Below are 18,336 nucleotides of genomic sequence, written 5' to 3' on the forward strand. Positions count from 1 at the left end.
GTGAGACGGCCCGTTCCGTCACGCCGGGAGGCACGGATCGCGTCCGGCGCGCACCGCGCGCGGATCCGCTGCCGCGCTCCCTGTCCCATAGCAGCGCTCGCACTGCGGATCCGGGGATCGGCAGGGTACTGTCGGGCTTGTCGCATCGCGACGCGTCGCGCCGGGTCGCCTCTCAGGTCGGCGGTGGTTCCGTTCGACGAGACCCCGCGGCGCGGGTGCCCTCCGCCTCCAGGGAAACGGCGGAGGGCGCCCTCTCCCCCAGCGGCGTCAGCGCGCTCCGGACACGGTCAGCGGAACAGCTGCTCGCCGATGTACGACCCCTTGCGCGGTGCCGGCGGGATCGCGAACACCGCGGACCCGATGTGCGAGACGTACTCGTTCAACCGGTCCGAGGCGCCGAGCTTCCGCTGCAGCCGGGTGAAGTGCTCCGGGTCGTTCATGTACGCCAGGAACAGCAGCCCGGCGTCGAGCTGGCCGTACTCGTTGAGGCCGTCGGTGTAGTTGTACGGACGGCGGAGGATCTTCACCCCGCCGTTCGCCTCGTGGGCAGCCAGGGCGATGTGGGACGTCGCGTCGATCTTCGTGGCACCGTCGCCGTCGGTCGCCGCGAAGTCCGGCGTCGTGTGCTCGGTCCCGCCGGACAGCGGTGCGCCCTCGATCTTGGACCGACCGAACACGCGCTGCTGGTCGCTGACGACGTCGGCGTCCCAGATCTCGATGTTCATCCGGATCTTCCGCACAACCTGGTAGGTGCCGCCGGTCATCCACGCCGCACCGTCGCCCGGGTCGTCGACCCACACGAAGCGGTCGTGGTCCTCGTCCGTCGTGATGTTCCTGGTGCCGTCCTTGAAGCCCATCAGGTTGCGCGGCGTCGTCTGGTGCGGGCCGGCCGACGCACGACCGAAGCCGAGCACGGTCCACCGCACGGTCGCCGTCCCCCGCGCCATCCGGGCCAGGTCGCGGACGGCGTGGTACGCCACCTGCGGGTCGTCGGCGCAGGCCTGCAACGACAGGTCGCCGCCGGTCAGTCCGGCCTGCAGGTTGTCGCTCGGCAGCCGGGGCACGTCGGCGAGGTCCGCCGGACGCTTGTCGGCCAACCCGAAGCGCTCGTCGAACACGCCGGGGCCGAACCCCACCGTGACCGTCAGGGACGCCGGGCCGAGGTCGAGCGCCTCACCGGTGTCCGCGCCGACGCCGTCACCGTGCGCGGGCTCGACGCTGCCGACGGTCTTCCCCGCCTGCAGCTGCGCGATCGCCGCTGACCAGCGGGCGAGGAGCACCTGCAGCTCGGTCGCGACGCTGGTGGACAGGTCGAAGGTCATGAACACGCAGTACCGCTGGGGTGCGGTCTGCACCCCGCCCTGCGGCTGCCGTGCGGCGGTCGCGTAGAACGGGTGGCTCTGGGACAGGTCGATGGACTCGTCACCGTTGGCGGCCGCCGTGAACGGGTTGACCCCCGTCGCGGCCGTCGCGCCGCCGATGCCGACCGCGGCGCCCGCCCCGGCTCCGGCCGCGGCGAGTCCCGCGCCGAACAGCCCGCGCCGGGAGACCCCGGTGCGGGCTGCGCGGTCGTCGTCGGGCTGCGTCACGCGGTGGCGACCTTCTCGGCGAGGCGGGACAGCGGGTCCTGCAGGGCCTGGATCTGCTGCGAGATGCGGTTCGCGTCGGACTTCTTGGTCGCTGCGTCCCACGTGTCGAAGCCGCCGAGGTCGTCGGCGTTGCGGTAGCCGTCCATCATCGTGTTCGTCGCGTCGAACTGCTTCGCGATCTGCTTCGTCAGGGTCGGGTCGAGCTTCGTCAGGCCCGGCTTGAGGTACGCGAAGGCCTGACGGGCACCCTCGACGTTGGCGGCGAGGTCGACGAGGTCGATGTGGCTGTACGCCTCTTCCTCACCGGTGACCTTGTTCGACTGGACCTCCTCGAGCAGGCCGGCGGCGCCGTTCGCCAGGTCCTCGGGCTTGTAGTCGAGCGTCGGGACGAGCTTCGCGAGCAGCTGCACGTTCTCGGTCAGGTCGGCCGCCGTCTTCTTGGTCGACGCGGTGATCTCCCCCGCCTGGAACAGGTCCTTCTCGACGGCGTGGAACCCGCTCCAGCCGACGGCCGGGTCGAGGTTCGAGGCGCGCATGTCGATCAGGTAGTCGAGGTTGCCGGCGTTGTCGGTCGCCTTGTGGCCCTTCTTGACGAAGCCGTCGACGTCGCTCTCGACGTGCTCGTAGAACGGGCGGGCGTTCGCGTAGTCGGTCTTCGCGGCGTCGAGGTCGCCGGCGTCGATGTCCTTCTGCAGCAGTTCGACCGCGGTGACCATGTCGGTGACCTGGCCGTCGACGTAGTCGGCGTAGCCCTTCGTGCCCTCGTCGAGCAGGGTGGCGGCGCTGCTGTTCGCGGTCGAGGTGACCTTGCCCGTGACCGTGAAGTCGGTGAGCTCGGTGTCGGCTCCGGGGCAGTACACCTGGTACTCCCCACCGGTCAGGGTCGCGGTGAACTGCACGGCGTCGAGGCCGGGTGCGAGGTTCTCCTTCTCGCCCAGGATCCGCTGGTCCTGCAGCAGTTCGACCTCGGTGATGGCGGTCGAGGACTCGTTCTTCACCGAGAACGTGACCGGCCCGGCGGGGACCTTCGTCTCGGAGACCTTGCACTGGTCCGAGCCGTCGTTCGTCAGGGTGATGGTGACGCGCGAGACCTTCGCGGCGTCGGTGGAGCTGTCGGAGGCACCGTCGGAGCTCGCGCAACCGGTCAGTGCGAGGGCGGTGACGACGCCGAGGGCGCCGAGGGTGATCAGGGGTCGAACGGGCTTACCGAACGGCATAGTCGTTGCTCCTTGCAGGGTCCCCGGCGGGTGGGCCGCGCGTCGGGACGGTTTCGGGGGTGGGGTTCACGGGTACGGTCCGACGACGGCGGTCACGGAGCGCGAGCAGCGCCTGGGCGGCAGCTGCGACGCCGAGGGCGATCGGCAACCAGGCCTTCCAGAGCAGCAGCTCGGCAGCCCGCGTGTCCGCGGCCGCCACCGAGGTGGCTGCCTGCTCGACGCGGGAGTCGGGGACGGACCACACGGAGCGGTCCAGGGTCGTGGTGCGCGCGGACGGGAGGCCCCCACCGCTCAGCGTCAGCACGGTGCGTTCGTCGCGGGTGGCGTCCAGGACCCCACCACGGACCGTCCAGAGGGTCACGGTGTCGCGCACCGCCCAGCGGGCGGTGAACGGGCCGGGGTTCGTCGACGGCGAGACGCCGACGGGGATCCGGCCGAACAGGTCGACGAGGTCGTCGAGCGTCAGCGTCGCCGGGCGGTCCGCGGCGGTGGCCGACGTGCGGATCCGCCACCGGTCGGCGGCCACGCCCGCGCGGGTCACGCGGCGGTGGGCCGACGTCGGCAACGTGAGCCGTGCCTCCTGGCCGGTGGTGGTGCCGGCGACGCGGAGGACGCCGGACGCACCGTGGACGTCCGCCGAGACGGACGTGGCGTCGCCGCGGACGGTGGCGGAGCCGGGCAGGTCGACGCCGCCCGTCGGGACGGCGATCGCCAGCGCGGCTGCGGCCACCGCGAGGGCTCCGGCGACGGTGGCGCGGACCATCGGGACGCGTGCCGCCGACGGACGCCAGGCGCGGGGCCAGAGCGTCAGGGCGAGCACGGGCACGACGTACAGGACCCAGCCGAGCACCTCGATCACCCGGGGATCCGGCGGGATGCCGAGCACGCCCGTGACGAGCGCACCCTGCACCGACCCGTTTGGGGCGAGCCAGGACAGGTCGACGGTCCGCTGCTGCCCGATGACGATCCACCCGGCCTCGTGCGCGCGCCGGAGCACCGTCAGCACGAGCCCGCCGGCGACGAACACCAGGAAGACGCCGGTGCCGGTGAAGAACTTCGACAGGTTCAGCCGGACGCCTCCGGTGTAGATGCCGTAGCCGATGACGACGGCGCCCGCGATGCCGCTGACCGCGCCGAGGGCGGCGAGACCGGTGTCCGACGACGCCTGGAAGGTCGCGAGGAGGAAGACCGCGGTCTCGAAGCCCTCCTTGAGCACGGCGAGGAAGGCCATGCCGGCCAGTGCCCACGCGGTGCCGCGGCCGAGCGCCTCGGTCGCGCTCGCCTCGAGTTCCTTGGTCAGGGTGCGCGCGTGGGTGCGCATCCAGACGATCATGCCGGTGACGAAGACCACGGCGACGATGCCGATGATCGCCTCCATGCCCTCCTGCTGCGCCTGCGGCAGGGCCTGCTCGACGACCTGCAGGCCGAACCCGACGCCGATGCTGAGCACGACGGCGACCCCGACGCCGAACCACATGGGGTCGAGGGGGACACGGTTGCGACGCAGGAAGGCGGCGATGATGCCGACGATGAGCGTCGCTTCGAGGCCTTCACGGAGGCCGATGACGAGAGTGGCGAGCATGACGTAGGTGAGGCTAACCTAACCGCCGTTCGGCCCGCCAGTCGTCCGGCGTGGGGTTTGATGGTTCTCATGAACCTGCTGTCCGTCGATGGCCTGGCGTCGGTCACGAACGTGCTCGACCTCGCCGGGGTGTTCGCGTCCGCCCTGCTCGGTGGATCGATCGCCCGCGCGATGGACTTCGACCTGTTCGGGTTCCTGGTCGTCGGCTTCGTCTCGGGGCTCGGCGGCGGCATGCTGCGCGACACCCTGCTGCAGAACGGCCCCCCGGTCGCACTCGTCGACCCGCTCTACGTGCCGGTCGCCCTGGCCGGGGCACTCATCGCCTTCTTCGTGTCGTTCTCCGAGATCACCTGGGACCGGTTGTTCACCGTGCTCGACGCCGCGGTGATCGGGTTCTGGGCGGTGGTCGGGGTACAGCGCACCTACGACGCCGGCCTGGAGTGGCCAGCCGCGATCATCATGGGCACGATCACGGCGGTCGGCGGCGGCGCGATGCGTGACCTGCTGCTCCGCCGGGTGCCCGCGGTGTTCGGCGGGAACGCGCTGTACGCCACCGTGGCCGTCGCGGCGTCGGTGGTCATGGTCGTCGCGTCCGCCCTCGGGTCGCCGTCGATCGGGATCGTGGCCGCGATCGCGCTGTCGCTCGGTCTGCGCTGGGGTGCGGTCCGCCGCGGCTGGGGACTGCCCAACGGTCGTGACTGGCAGCCGAAGTCGACGCTCGGCTCGCTGCTGCGGCGCGGGCGGAGCCTGCGACCCGACGCACTCCGGCTGCTCCGACGCCCCGGACGGCGCACGGGAGCGGGCAGTGTGCGCGAAGAACACGACACGGCAACGGATTCCTCGTTCGACGACTGAGGGGTGTCATCTGTCAGTGCTCCGGCGTAGCATCCCTACCGTCGGGTATCGACCCGGCTCATGTCGTCCGCACCGAACCGACGCGACCCGAACGCGCCGGTTCCGCGCAGACGTGGTGATGGGGGCTTCGCTGATGCCGCGCGTGATCAGACGCGCGGCGCGGCAGGTCTCCCACCCCAAGCTCTCCCACCCCAAGCTCTCCCACCCCAAGCTCGCACGCCCCCAGCTCGCCCGCCCGGGTTCCAGCCCCGGTGCCCCGCCCCGGCAGGAACGATGAACGACGACGTCTCCGACTCTCCCACGCCGCGGACACCACGGGCCGAGGTCCGAGAACGTCTCCTCATCGCCGGCGCTGCCGTCTTCGCCGAACAGGGCGTGCACGGAGCCCGTCTCGACGAGGTCGCCGCACGCGCCGGGTTCAGCAAGGGCGCGGTCTACTCGAACTTCTCGTCGAAGGAGGACCTGCTCGCGCAGGTCATGCAGCGCGGGACGAACCTGGTGCTCGGGTCGCTGCAGGAGCTCATCCGTGCCGACATCGCCGCGGCGGACATCGCGGACGTCGTGCGGGCAGCCTTCGGACGGCACGACCAGCGCGCGCAGTTCGCCCTGCTGTCGGAGTTCCGCGCCTACGCGATCCGACACACCGATCTGCTGCCCGAGTTCGTGCGGCAGCGACGGGTGCTGCAGGACGGCGTGCACGAGCTGGTGCGACTGTGGTTCGGGGCGCACCCGGAGGTCGACGCCGGCATGCCGCTCGACGCCTTCGCCACGGCGCTCGTCGCCGCCAACGTCGGGGTCGTGTTCGACGGGCCCGCGCTGCCGGGGGTCGACCCCGGCGAGGTCATCGCCGCCCTGGTCGAGGCGGTCGTCCGCCGCCGCTGACCGAGCGGCGGCATGGTGCTGCGGCGTGGCGCTCTGGCGTGTTGCTGCGGCGTGGTGCGGCGTTGACCACTCGGTGCGAGCTTGTTGCGCCGCACCGAGTGGCCAACCTCGCACCAGCCGAGACTCCGCGGTCAAGCAGGGCGACGGGAGCGCCGACGGCCCTCGTGCGACCACGCGGACGACGGCAGCAGGCTCGGCGGCAGCAGGCGCGACCGCAGCACCCGTCCACCGGAGACCGAGGCGTCGAGCGCCTCCCGCGCCTGCTGCACGTGCTGCACGAGCGCCTCGCCGTCGACCGCTGCGACCCCGCCGGCCGCGAACCGTTCACGGTCGACGGCGTCGACCACGGCGTCGAGGTGCGGGAGTGCCGACGGCGGCAGCACCTGACGGAGTCGCCCGAGGACGGCTCGGGCAGTCCGGGCCGCAGCCCCTGCGTCACCGGGTGGTGCCAGCCCCGGGGCGTAGCCGTGGTCGGCGACGTCGTCGAGGGCCTCACGCCAGGCGGTCACCGCGGGTGAGCGACCAGCGGCCACGGCCGACAACCGCGACCGCCGTCGGAGCGCTCGGACGAGTCCGGGTGCGATGAGCAACGCGAGGACGAGTGCCGCGCCGAACAGCAGGCCGGCCGGACCGCTGCCGCCAGAGGCACCGGCCGCACCCGGCTGCGCCGACGCCGAGGGGGTCGGTGTCGCCGAGGACTCGGCAGGGGCGGACTGCTCGGGCGCGGGCAGCGGGGACTCGGGCGTCGCGGCGGTCGGGGTCTCCGTGGGTTCGGTCGAGGGCTGCGCTGCCGCGTCGGAGTCCGGCGTCGGCTCGAACGCGACCCACCCGGCCCCCTTGATGTACAGCTCGGGCCAGGAGTGCAGCTGCCGGTTCGACACCGCGTACTCACCGTCTGGCTGCGCCGCCCCGGCCCGGTACCCCACCGCGATGCGGGACGGGATGCCGAGCGTCCGGGCCATCACGGCCATCGCCGACGAGAAGTGGACGCAGTAGCCCTCGCGCACCTGCAGGAAGGTCGAGACGACGTCCATGCTGTCGCCGTCGTAGCCCTGCTCGACGGGGGCCGTCTCGGAGTAGGTGAACAGGTCGCTGCGGAACCACTGCTCGAGGGCGCGGGCCTGGGCGTAGTCGTCGGACGCGGCCCCGGCCACCCGCTCCGCGGTCGACGTGATGTTCGCGGGCAGGTCCTTCGGCAGCGTCAGGTCGGTCTGCAGCTGGTCACCGCTCGGCTCGCGGAACCCCCGGCCGTCGGCACGGGACAGGACACCCGAGGCCGCGACGGCGTCGAGGTACGCGTTCGCGAAGGTCGAGGCACCGTAGACCTCGTACGTCGCACCGCGCGGCGTGGCCGGACCGGTGGACCGCACGGTGCTCGAGGACCCCATCCAGCGCCACTGCGACAGGTCGAGGTTGGTGGAACGCGACTCGATCGACACCGCCCCGGACGGCACCGGTAGGTACGTGCTCGACAGCCCGGTGATCCGGACCGTGACGTCACCGCGCGTCGCCAGGCGGGGGTTCACGCCCTCGGCCCACTGCTGTTGGTCGGCGGTGTCGGCCTCAGCGGCGTTCGTCACCGTCGGCACCCAGTCCCCGGTGCCGAACTCGTCCAGGTCGGCGAGCTTGAGGTACTCGGGCTGGCCGTCGGACGACCGGTACCGGAGCACCTCGAGTTCGCTCGGCTGCCGCAGGTCGTTGCCGAGCTCGAGCAGGGTGCCGGGTCGCCCGGGCTGGATCGGCGACTGGATGGCCCCGGTGACGCCGGACAGCCAGCTCGCGTTGAGCGGCACGATCGCGGGCAGGCCGATCGCGACGACGAGCCCGATCGCACCGACGACCGCGGCCGGGACCGCTCGCTGCACGGGTCGGACCGACAGCCACAGCAGGGCGAGGAAGGCGACGGCCGTGGTGATCACGAGTGCGGTGCCCGCCGGCTGTCCGGTGATGATCCCCGGCACGATGAGGATGACGAGGGCGGGCGCGGCGGCGAGCGACGGGATCCGGGCGATCGCGGCGAGGAACAACGAGACGCCCGCCACCCAGGCGATCGACACGGTCACGACCAGTCGGATGGCGTCGGTCTGCGGCAGCGGCGCGGGGTTCAGGCGGATGGCGGCGAGCGTCTCGCCCAACGCTCCGTCGGCGTCGAGCCAGCCGAGGGGTTGCACGTCGTTGACCAGGGCGGCGGCGCACGAGCACAGCACGAGGGTGGCGACGAGTGCCACGAACCGGACCCCGGGGGCCCGGCGACGCACCGCGAGCATGACGGCCACGAGCACCGCGACGACCACGACGCCGGACACCCACCAGGCGGTGCCCTGCACGAGCGGGCGGATCGCGAGCGCGGCGATGAGCACGGGCACCGGGGCGAGCGCGACGACCCAGGTGCTCGGGGTGTCACGGGTGTCGTCGTCGCGGTCCAGGACCTCGCGCACGTCGACGGGCCGGCGCGACGACGCAGCGGCGCCGCTCACCGTGCGGCTCCGGACGCGGTCGCCCCGGCGACCGGCACCACGAGGGTGCGCCAACCACCGCGGTCGAGGATCCCGCGGACCACCGGGTCCGGCGGCACGATCGTCGCCATGATCCCGCGGCTCGATCCGCTCGTCGCCGTCACGAGTTCAGCCGCTTGCTCGGCGGTGCAGTTGCCGGTGACCACCGCGGTCATGCCGTGCACGTCCCGCCCACGCACCTCGGGCAGGACCTCGGTGACCGGACGAGCGTCGCTGCGGAGCCGGACGTCCGCGAGTCCGACGAGCACGTCGGTGAGGCCGCCGACGTCACCGGCGTGCCGGGTGCTGCCGGACGGCCCGTCGCTCACGAGCACGACGCGCGAGGTCCGGGCGGCGAGGGCGCGGGCGACGCTGGCGGCGACGACGACGGCGTGCTCGAAGGCCTGGTCACCGCCCAGGTCGGAGAGCTCCGCCAGGTCCTCACGCCCGAGGCCCTGGTAGGACTCGCGCCGGACGTCGAGCGCGATGACGGCCTCGGGTGGTTGCGCCTGCGTGGTCTGCCGGACGTGCAGTTCGCCGCGTCGAGCACTCTGCGCCCAGTGCACCCGACGGATGGGGTCGCCGGGACGGTACGGCCGGAGTTCGCTGTCGTCGGCGGACCCGCCCTGCCCGACCCGCCCTTCGTCGGCGGAGACGGCCCCGGCGAGGGCGCCGGTGTCGATCGCGGCGAGGGGTGCGCTCGCGGGGACGACGACGACCTCTTCCGCCGGCACCACCGGGCGGTCGATGCGGAGCAGGCCGAAGGGGTCCTCGACCCGGATGGTGACGGGTCCGACGAGCGTGCGGCCCCGGTGCATCGCGAGCGCCTCGACGTCGAGCACCGCTGGCGGCAGGCCCGGGCCGACGAGCGCGTAGGTCTCCGCCTCGGACGCACTCGCGAAGGCGTCTTCGAGCTGTTCGCGGACGAGCAGGGTCGACCGCGGGCCGATCGGCAGACTGGTGCTGCCGAGGGTGATCCGCTCGCGGTACACCTCGCCGACCTGCACGATCGCGCGGGCCGTGCTCCGGCTGCCCCGGAGCGGTGCGGCGACCACGAACGCCATCACGATGCCGAGCACGACGAGCACGAGCAGCAGCAGCCCGGCCGAGACGGCGACGCTGGTGGTGCCCACGAGTCCGCCCCCGATCAGCCCGATGCCGATCGCGATGACGGTCCAGCCGCGCACGGTCGGACGGGGGAACGGCGTGCGCCGGAGCAGGGACAGCCCGCGGCGGCCGAAGCGCCCGAGCGTCGAGCGCGCGGCACCGGTGCGCCGCAGCAGCGACGACGGTGCCGATCGGCCGGGCATCAGGAGCGGACGGGGGTCGCCGTGAACGGCACGGCGGTGTCGGAGACGATGCGGACGACGATCTCGCGCACGGTGTCCTCGCCCGTGCCACCGAGTCCGCGCGCCACCGGCACGAGCCGGTGGGCGAGCACGATCGGTGCCAGGGCGGCGACGTCGTCCGGCGTGACGAACGGCCGGCCGAGCAACGCCGCGTGGGCACGGGCCGCCTGGGCCAGGTGCAGCGTCGCGCGGGGGCTGGCGCCGAGCACCAGGTCGGGGTGGGTGCGGGTGGAGCGGACGATCGCGATGACGTACGCCTCGACGTCGGGGGCGATGTGGACGTTCGCCACGGCCTCGATGATCCCGCGCAGCGTGGTCACGTCGACGATCGGTCGCAGGTGCGACAGCGGGTCGCCGCCGCCGCGGTTCGCGAGCATCTGCCGTTCGGCGTCGACGCTCGGGTACCCCATCGTGATGCGCGCCATGAAACGGTCACGCTGGGCCTCGGGCAACGGGTAGGTGCCCTCCATGTCGATCGGGTTCTGCGTCGCCACGATCATGAAGGGGCGGTCGAGCAGCCGGGTCACGCCGTCGACCGTGACCTGCGACTCCGCCATCGCCTCGAGCAGGGCGGACTGGGTCTTCGGGCTGGTGCGGTTGATCTCGTCACCGATGACGACGTTCGCGAACACCGGCCCCGGTGAGAACCGGAACGTGCCCGAGGACTGGTCGAAGATGTTCACCCCGGTGACGTCCGACGGCAGCATGTCGGACGTGAACTGGATGCGGTTCACCGAGCCGCCCACCGAGGCGCCGAGTGCCTTCGCCAGGACCGTCTTGCCGACGCCGGGGACGTCCTCGACGAGCAGGTGCCCCTCGGCCAGCATCACGGTGAGGGCGGTGCGGATCGCCTCGGTCTTGCCGTCGATCACCGTCGAGACGGACGCGACGATGGCGTCGCCGACCTCTCGGATGCGCTCGAGGGGGAAGGCGGGGTCGGTCGGCTCCGGCACGCAGGGCTCCTCGTCTCGGGACAGGTGTCGTGCATGCTACATCGGTCCGGTGACAGCGCCCGGTGGGCGTGTCACCGATGCGCACTGGACGGGAGGCCCGTGGAGCGTGCGCCGATCAGCGCACGTCCCACGGGCCTCCCGTCCGGATCGCGTGGTGCGTCTCAGACGCGACTCACGCGCGCGTCGTGAGCGCCGTGTCGGCTGCGAGCAGGACCTTCGCGGCGACCGCGACCCCTTCTTCGCGACCGAGCTCGGTGTCCTCGTGCTCGATGTTGACCCACATGTCCGGGTCCACCTCGCGCAGGGCCTCGAGGAACGCCGACCAGTACGCCTCGTCGTGGCCCTTGCCGAGCGCGACGAAGTCCCACGCGGACGGCTTCGGCCACTCGTTGGCCCACTCGTCGCCACCGAGGTTCGTGCGCGGCTCGTCCGGCGACAGCCGACGGAACGAGTTGTCGAGCACGCCGTTGATCGCCGCGTGCGGGTTGATCCGGACGTCCTTCGCGGCGGCGTGGAAGACCAGGTCGCCGAGGTCGCGGACGACCGCCACCGGGTCCATCTGCTGCCAGAACAGGTGACTCGCGTCGAGTTCGACGCCGATGTTCGTCAGGCCACCGCGCTGCACGAGCTCGCGGATCGTCGCCGGGTTGAACACCACGTTCTGCGGGTGCAGCTCGAGTGCGACCTTGACCCCGTGCTCCCGCGCCAGGGCGTCGATCTCCTGCCAGAACGGCACCGCGACGCTCCACTGGTACTCGATGACGTCGAGCGCGGCGGAGTTCCAGGCGTTCACGATCCAGTTCGGTCGGGTGCCGCCGGGCTCGCCCGCCGGCAGCCCGGACATCGTGACGACGCGGTCCTGGCCGAGGCGTGCGGCGAGGCGGATGCTGCGCCGGATGTCCTCGGCGTGGGCCTGGCCGATCGCTCGGTCCGGGTGCAGCGGGTTGCCGTTGCAGTTCAGGCCGGCGATGGACACCCCGGTGCCCTCGAACTGCGCGAGGAAGGCGTCACGTGCTGCGTCGTCCTCGAGGATCGCGTCGACGTCCGGCACGTGCACCGGCGGCAGGAACCCGCCGGTGTTCAGCTCGATGCCGGTCAGGCCGTTGCCCGCGATGGCGGTCAGGGCCTCGGCGAGCGGTCGGTCGTGGAAGATCGCGTTGTACAGGCCCAGCTTCATGCGTGCGCTCCTTCGGTGGTGCGGACGGACGGCACGTCGAGGGAGGCCCCACCGGCCCCGGCGGACCGTGCCACCGCGTCGAGGATCTCCATGTTGTGCACGCCGTCGTCGAACGTGGCGTTGGCCGGCAGCGGGTCCGCGACGCCGGCGACCTCGTCGAGGAACGCGCGTGCCTGGTACTCGAACATCTGGTTCTGTCCCCAGCCGACACCGGGCGCGTCCATCGCCATGCCACCGGCGACGTAGGGGTGGTCCGGGCCGAGGACGACCTGGCGGTACCCACCGAGGCGGGAGCCGTCGGACTGCAGCGCGAGGCCGATCTCCGAGGCGCGCTCCTGGTCCCAGCGCGCTGCGCCGTTCTCGCAGAAGACCTCGATGACCAGGCCGTTCGGGTGCGCCGTGGCGACCCGGGACACCTCGAGCGAGCCCACCACGGAGCCGTCGCCGAAGCGTGCGTTGAAGGTGGCGTAGTCGTCGTTCTCGACGTCGGCGAACTCACCGGTCAGCGGGACGGCCTGGCCGCGCAGGGCGAACCCGGCGGCGATCGGGCGCTTCGTGATCGCGGTGGTGAACATGCCGCCGTTGACGCTCTGCACCTCGCCGGCCAGGAACTCGGCGACGTACGCCAGGTGCGAGCCGACGTCGGCGAGGGCTCCGGTGCCGGGGGCACCCGCGAAGCGCCACGAGAAGGGCACGTCGGGCGACGAGCCGTAGTCGGTCCAGTAGCGGGCGGAGACGTGCAGGACGCGGCCGAGCGTGCCGTCCTCGACGAGCTGCTTGATCGCGGCGAGGCCCGGGGCGCGGCGGTAGGTGAAGCCGACGCGGGCGACGAGCCCGCGCTGCGATGCCTCGGTGGCCGCGGTGGCCATCGCCCGTGCGTCCTCGAGCGAGTCCGACAGCGGCTTCTCGCACAGGACGTGCTTGCCGGCGGCCAGCAGCCCCTCGACGATCTCGCGGTGGAGCTTGTTCGCGACGACGACGCTCACGACGTCGATGTCGTCGGCCTCGGCGATGGCTCGCCAGTCCGTGTCGTGGCGGGCGTAGCCGAACCGCTGTGCAGCCTCGGCCGCCAACGGCTCGTACACGTCGCCGATCGACACGAGCCGCACGGGCGGCAGCGTCGGGGCGAAGAGTGAGGGTGCGTTCCGCCACGCGGCCATGTGGGCCTTGCCCGCCATGCCCGCCCCGATGACGGCGACGCCGATGCTGTCGCTCATGGTTCTCTCCTTCGAGAAGTCCGGTGCCGATTCTGGAACGTTCCAGAACGTGTCGGTAGACTGTAGCCCGACCACCCCATGTCCTGTCAAGGAGCCGCGTGTCACGACCCCCGACGATCATCGACGTCGCGACCCGTGCCGGCGTCTCGAAGTCACTCGTCTCGATGGTGCTCCGCGACGACCCGGGCGTCTCCGACGCACGCCGCTCGGCCGTGCTCGCGGCCGCCGCCGAGCTCGGCTACCGCCCCAACCGCGCCGCCGCGATCCTCGCCGGCACCCGGACCCGCACCGTCGGCGTCATCGTCGACGACTTCCGCAACCCGTGGTTCGTCCCCCTGCTCGACGGCATCCGCGACGCGCTCGCACCGCACGGCCTGCGGCTCACCCTGGCGGACACCCGTGCGAACGCCCACCTCGACTCCTCGCCGTTCGACGACCTCGTCTCACTGCGGGTCGACGGCGTCGTCCTCGCCGCCGAGGGCTTCCCCGACCTCGTCGTGCCGGCCGACACCCCCGTCGTCGTCGCCGGCGCCCGGGCCGACGTTCCCGGCGGACTCGACGTCGTCGCCTCGGACGAGGCCGCCGGCGGCCGGTTGGCAGCGGATCACCTGATCGGACTCGGTCACCGCCGCATCGTCCACGTCACGGGTTCGGGAGGCCCGGCTGCGGTCCGCCGCGAGGGCACCGTCGCGCGGATGGTCGCGTCCGGCATCGCACCGCTGGTCTACGGCGACGGCCCGACGTCCGAGACGACCGGGTACGAGGGCACCCGCCGCGCACTGCGGGACCACCCGGACCTGACGGCGGTGTTCGCCGCGAACGACGTCATGGCGATGGGCGCGATCGCCGCCGTGCGCGAAGCCGGACTCCGGGTCCCCGAGGACGTCTCGGTGGTCGGCAACGACGAGACCCCGCTCGCCGCCTCACCCCTGCTGCGCCTGACCACGGTCGACCCGCACAACGACGAGGTCGGGCGGCTCGCGGCGAACCGGCTCGTGGAGCTCGTCGGCGCGGCCGAACGACCCGCTCCGAGCCGGGTCCTGGTGCCGCCGTCGCTCGTCGTGCGGTCCACGACGGCGCCGCCGCGGGCCTGAGACGCCACCACCCCGCGACCGCAGCGCGCGGGGCGGCGGTGATCCGGGCCTCCCGGCCGACGGATCAGACCGTGGCACCCTCGAGCCGGTCGACCGCGACCGCGAGTTCTTCGAGTTCCGGGACCTCGCGCGCTTCGGCGAGCGCCCCCTCGAGCGCAGCGGCGTGGATCGGCGTGGCCGCGTCGAGCAGCCGCTGACCGGCGTGGGTGAGCTCGGTGTAGAGCCCGCGGCGGTCGTCGGCGCAGAGCACGCGGGTGAGGAGCGCACGCTCCTCGAGTCGGTTGACCAGCCGGGTCGTGGCACTCGGGCTGAGGGCAGCTGCGCGGGCGAGCTGCTGCATGCGCATGTGGAAGCCGCCCTGCCGGCGCAGGGCATCGAGCACGGTGTACTCGACCACGGAGAGGTCGACGTCGCGCAGCGCGCGCTCGAGTCGCGTCTCGATCAGGCCGTGCAGTGCCGCCAGGGTGCGCCAGCCGTGGGCACGGACAGCGGTGGAGGTGTCGTCGACGGACATCGGGCTCCTTCTGGTCGGCTGCGCGGTCGGTCGCCGCGGTCGTTGCGGGCGCACGCAATTGCTTGCGCGGATACCCCGCGTGTGCAGCTATCAATACCGCGCGTCTGCAACAACCAGCGTACGCGGCACAGCGCCACCGCACAACGGAAGGAACCCCCATGCCCGCGGGACTCATCGCCCTCGCACTCGGCGGATTCGGCATCGGACTGACCGAGTTCGTCATCACCGGCCTGCTGCCCGAGGTCGCCGCCGACTACGGCGTCACCGAGACCACGGCCGGCTGGCTCGTCACCGGCTACGCACTCGCCGTCATCGTCGGCGCCCTCGGCCTGACCGCAGCCACCACCCGGCTCCCCCGCAAGCCCGTCCTGCTCGGGCTGCTCGTGCTCTTCATCACCGGCAACACGCTGTCGGCGATCGCACCGACCTACGAGGTGATGATGTCCGGACGCGTCATCGCGGCACTCTGCCACGGAGCGTTCTTCGGCATCGGCTCCGTCGTCGCCGCGAACATGGTCGAGCGCTCGAAGCGCGCCTCGGCCGTCGCCCTGATGTTCACGGGGCTGACAGCGTCGAACGTGCTCGGGGTGCCGTTCGGCACGTTCCTCGGCCAGGCGCTCGGCTGGCGTTCGACCTTCTGGGCCATCGTCGCGATCGGTGTCGTCGCCCTGGTCGGCGTCCTCGTGCTCGTCCCCGCCGTCCGCCAGGCCGAGACGCCGTCACTGGCCCGCGAGCTCGGCGTCTTCCGCTCCGGCCAGGTGTGGCTGTCGCTCGGCATGACCGTGCTCGGCTACGGCGGGATGTTCGGGGCGTTCACCTACATCGCGTACACGCTGACCTCGGTGTCCGGGTTCCCGTCGTCAGCGGTGCCGTGGCTGCTCGTGGTGTTCGGCGTCGGGCTGTTCGTCGGGAACTTCGTCGGCGGCAAGCTCGCCGCACGCTCGATCGACCGGACCCTGCTCGTCGTGCTCGTCGCCCTCACCGTGGTGCTCGGGCTGTTCGCCCTCGTCGCGACCTCGCCCGTGCTGACCGTCATCGCACTCGTGCTCATGGGCGCCTTCGGGTTCGCGACCGTGCCGGCCCTGCAGACGCGCGTGATGCAGTACGCGGACCACGCGCCGACCCTGGCGAGCGGGGCGAACATCGCGGCGTTCAACCTCGGGAACGCGCTCGGTGCCTGGATCGGTGGGCTCACCATCGCCGCCGGGCTCGGCTACACCTCGCCGATCTGGGCGGGCGCCGGGATCACCCTCGCCGCCGTGGCCCTGACGCTCGTCGCCATGGGTGCCGTGCGGCGTGGGCGTTCGCGCGGCGCTGGCGAGCTGACCTCGACAGGGAGCATCGCGACGGCCTGACGGCAGCCCGGCGGAACCAGATTCCGGACACAGCACCACGCCGTTCCGCGGTGCCGTGTCCGCAACCTGGTTCACGCGGCGTGCAGACCAGCACGGAGACGACGAAACCCCGGTCCGATCGGACCGGGGTTTCATGGAGTGCGGAGACGGAGGGATTTGAACCCTCGGTCCCCTAAAGGGGACTCCACCTTAGCAGGGTGGTGCACTCGGCCGGACTATGCGACGTCTCCAAGCACTCTCGCGAGCGCTCCGACCACCATACAGGAGGACCGGGCCACTCTCGACCCGACCGCACCCCGCGCGTGGCACGGTCGCAGAACGCGGGTCCCCCGAAGTGGGGACACCTCGGGGTTGTCCCGACGTACCCCGGTGAATAGCATCATCGAGACGCGGCGATCACATTCCGGGGCTCGTCCCCGTAGTCGCGACACAGCACCGACGTCGCTCTCCGAGCCGGGCCCGGCGCGCCCGGTTGTCTGGCGCCCGCTCGGGGAGCGGCTTCCGGGGGCGCGGTCCACCACCGCGCCCCCGTTTCTGCGTCCGAGCATGGCGGCCGACCAGTACGCGAAAGCGACAGTGCCCCAGCACGGCCCGTGGTCTGTGCCGTCAGCGCGACAGTGTGCCGCGGATGTTCGGCGGCAGACTGTCGCTTTCGCGAGACGCGGGGTGGGGGCCTGAGCCGCCGGGTCAGTAGCCGAAGGCCTTGGAGCACGTTTCCTGGTCGGCGGACTGCCCCTCGAGCCCGTCGATGGTCTCCGGCGTCGCGGATGCCGTCGGAGCAGCGGCGGCAGGCGACGACGGCGCAGCAGCCGCGGGTGCGGACGCCGGAGCCGACGGCGCCGCAGCAGCCGGCGCCGAGGCCGCTTCCGACGGTGCCGCGTTCGCCTCGGACCCGATGCCCGTGCTGTCCTCCCCCAGGGAGAACGACTGGTCCGCCTTGATCTTCGCGAACAACTGGTCCGCCAGGTACGTCGTCGGCTGGACCTTGCCCTCGTAGACCCCGGTCCCGCCAGTCGTGCCCGGGTACTGCACGAAGTTCACCTGCGACAGCGGGAGGTCCTGCAGCGCCCGACCCATCTGCACCATCGTCCCGATGTCGTTCAGGCTCTGGGACAGCTGCATGTTCGACGCCGCGGCGCGGGCCAGCTTGTACAGGGTGGTCGGCGACGTGAGGGTGTCGTTCGACTTCACGGTCCGGAGCAGCGACGACAGGAACACCTGCTGGCTCGAGATCCGGCCGAGGTCGGAACCGTCACCGACGCCGTGCCGGGTCCGGAGGAACGCGAGTGCTTCGTCGCCCTGCAGGGTCGAGGTACCGGCGGGCAGGTCGAGCCCGGTGTAGGGGTCCTCGATCGGCTGCGCCACACAGACCGGCACACCACCGATCGCGTTCGACATCTCGATGACGCCGTTGAACGAGACCGCGGCCGAGTACTGGATGTCCAGGCCGGTGAGCCCCTGCACGGTCTGGGTCACGCAGTTCAGCCCGCCGTCGCTGAACGAGGTGTTGATCGGCCGCGCGGCCATGGCCGGCGCGGTGCCGGAGCCGTCGGTCTTCTTGCACGCGGGGATCGGGGTGACGAGGTCGCGGGGGATGCTCACCGCGGTCGCGTTGGTGTGGTCGGCCGAGACGTGGAGCAGGATGTTGACGTCGTTGAGCGTCGCGTCGCGCTCCCCGAACTCCGCGGACTGGTCCGGGTCGTTGTCCGTCCCGACGACGAGCATGTTGAAGCCACCCTTGTACGCGCTGAGCGACGGCGCCTTGGTGCCGTTCGACCGCGGCGCGGGCTGCCCCTCGATCTGCACGCCGTCACCGAGGTCGTCGGTCACCTGCTTCGCGGCGATCGCGGCGACCGAGGCGGTGCTGACGAGCGCGACTGCGGCCACGCTCGCGACCAGCGCAGCGACGGTCCGGAAGGGTCCGGACCGACGGAGACGTCCGTGCCGTGCGATCCCGTCGGCTCGGTTGAGACGGTGGGAGCGATCGCGGACGTCGTTCACGGGCTCTCCTGTCGTCGGTGGACGCGCCGGGGTGGCAACCGGTCAAGGCTGCCACG

At 72.1% G+C, this 18,336-nt stretch carries 14 protein-coding genes and 1 tRNA gene; 4 read left to right on the forward strand and 11 right to left on the reverse strand.

All coding sequences use genetic code 11. The features are described from left to right. Positions 1-287 precede the first annotated feature (287 nt). The 3 genes from efeB to efeU are packed head-to-tail and all read right to left on the reverse strand — an operon-like array spanning position 288 to position 4,388. A complete protein-coding gene (efeB, locus tag EDF51_RS09325; RefSeq protein ID WP_134194563.1) occupies positions 288-1,589 on the reverse strand; it encodes an iron uptake transporter deferrochelatase/peroxidase subunit in 1,302 nt (433 codons plus the stop codon). Beyond that, positions 1,586-2,806 (reverse strand): iron uptake system protein EfeO, encoded by a 1,221-nt coding sequence (gene efeO / locus EDF51_RS09330; RefSeq protein WP_123291878.1) that lies wholly within the window; start codon positions 2,804-2,806, stop codon positions 1,586-1,588. Before efeO ends, efeB begins: the two co-directional genes overlap by 4 nt. Beyond that, entirely contained in the window at positions 2,793-4,388 is a 1,596-nt protein-coding gene (efeU, locus tag EDF51_RS09335; RefSeq protein ID WP_134194565.1) for an iron uptake transporter permease EfeU, read from the reverse strand. The genes efeO and efeU overlap by 14 nt, the downstream gene beginning before the upstream one ends. A gap of 69 nt (positions 4,389-4,457) precedes the next feature. Here efeU and EDF51_RS09340 point away from each other — a divergent pair, with 69 nt between their 5' ends. Both EDF51_RS09340 and EDF51_RS20150 read left to right on the forward strand, forming a co-directional pair. Then, positions 4,458-5,243, forward strand: a complete 786-nt coding sequence (locus EDF51_RS09340; protein WP_123291876.1) for a trimeric intracellular cation channel family protein — start codon at positions 4,458-4,460, stop codon at positions 5,241-5,243. Between the two features lie 273 nt (positions 5,244-5,516). Next, positions 5,517-6,125 (forward strand): TetR/AcrR family transcriptional regulator, encoded by a 609-nt coding sequence (locus EDF51_RS20150; protein ID WP_159573171.1) that lies wholly within the window; start codon positions 5,517-5,519, stop codon positions 6,123-6,125. 131 nt (positions 6,126-6,256) lie between these two features. Here the strand turns inward: EDF51_RS20150 and EDF51_RS09350 are convergent, their stop codons facing one another. From EDF51_RS09350 to EDF51_RS09370, 5 genes are all read right to left on the reverse strand, one after another. After that, complete coding sequence (locus EDF51_RS09350) at positions 6,257-8,602, reverse strand: DUF3488 and transglutaminase-like domain-containing protein (protein ID WP_134194567.1); 2,346 nt, start codon at positions 8,600-8,602, stop codon at positions 6,257-6,259. Further along, on the reverse strand, positions 8,599-9,930 hold the full coding sequence (locus EDF51_RS09355; protein ID WP_123673877.1) for a DUF58 domain-containing protein: 1,332 nt from the start codon (positions 9,928-9,930) through the stop codon (positions 8,599-8,601). The genes EDF51_RS09350 and EDF51_RS09355 overlap by 4 nt, the downstream gene beginning before the upstream one ends. Then, the gene (locus EDF51_RS09360; RefSeq protein ID WP_235035938.1) at positions 9,930-10,922 is read right to left on the reverse strand and encodes a MoxR family ATPase; all 993 of its coding nucleotides are present in this window, start codon (positions 10,920-10,922) and stop codon (positions 9,930-9,932) included. The genes EDF51_RS09355 and EDF51_RS09360 overlap by 1 nt, the downstream gene beginning before the upstream one ends. A 172-nt stretch (positions 10,923-11,094) precedes the next feature. Continuing rightward, complete coding sequence (locus EDF51_RS09365; RefSeq protein ID WP_134194569.1) at positions 11,095-12,099, reverse strand: sugar phosphate isomerase/epimerase; 1,005 nt, start codon at positions 12,097-12,099, stop codon at positions 11,095-11,097. Beyond that, on the reverse strand, positions 12,096-13,316 hold the full coding sequence (locus EDF51_RS09370) for a Gfo/Idh/MocA family oxidoreductase (RefSeq protein ID WP_123673881.1): 1,221 nt from the start codon (positions 13,314-13,316) through the stop codon (positions 12,096-12,098). Before EDF51_RS09370 ends, EDF51_RS09365 begins: the two co-directional genes overlap by 4 nt. Before the next feature lie 98 nt (positions 13,317-13,414). Here EDF51_RS09370 and EDF51_RS09375 point away from each other — a divergent pair, with 98 nt between their 5' ends. Beyond that, a complete protein-coding gene (locus EDF51_RS09375; protein ID WP_123291869.1) occupies positions 13,415-14,410 on the forward strand; it encodes a LacI family DNA-binding transcriptional regulator in 996 nt (331 codons plus the stop codon). Between the two features lie 64 nt (positions 14,411-14,474). On the opposite strand, the gene EDF51_RS09380 is transcribed toward EDF51_RS09375, so the two are convergent. Further along, positions 14,475-14,924, reverse strand: a complete 450-nt coding sequence (locus tag EDF51_RS09380) for a MarR family transcriptional regulator (RefSeq protein WP_134194571.1) — start codon at positions 14,922-14,924, stop codon at positions 14,475-14,477. 158 nt (positions 14,925-15,082) lie between these two features. Here EDF51_RS09380 and EDF51_RS09385 point away from each other — a divergent pair, with 158 nt between their 5' ends. Beyond that, the gene (locus tag EDF51_RS09385) at positions 15,083-16,279 is read left to right on the forward strand and encodes an MFS transporter (protein ID WP_134194573.1); all 1,197 of its coding nucleotides are present in this window, start codon (positions 15,083-15,085) and stop codon (positions 16,277-16,279) included. A gap of 141 nt (positions 16,280-16,420) precedes the next feature. Here the strand turns inward: EDF51_RS09385 and EDF51_RS09390 are convergent. Then, positions 16,421-16,509, reverse strand: a tRNA-Ser gene (locus EDF51_RS09390). 457 nt (positions 16,510-16,966) lie between these two features. Continuing rightward, positions 16,967-18,280 (reverse strand): LCP family protein, encoded by a 1,314-nt coding sequence (locus EDF51_RS09395; protein WP_134194575.1) that lies wholly within the window; start codon positions 18,278-18,280, stop codon positions 16,967-16,969. Positions 18,281-18,336 lie beyond the last annotated feature (56 nt).

The sequence above is a fragment of the Curtobacterium sp. PhB25 genome (assembly GCF_004365375.1).
In the GTDB taxonomy this organism is placed as follows: Bacteria; Actinomycetota; Actinomycetes; order Actinomycetales; family Microbacteriaceae; genus Curtobacterium.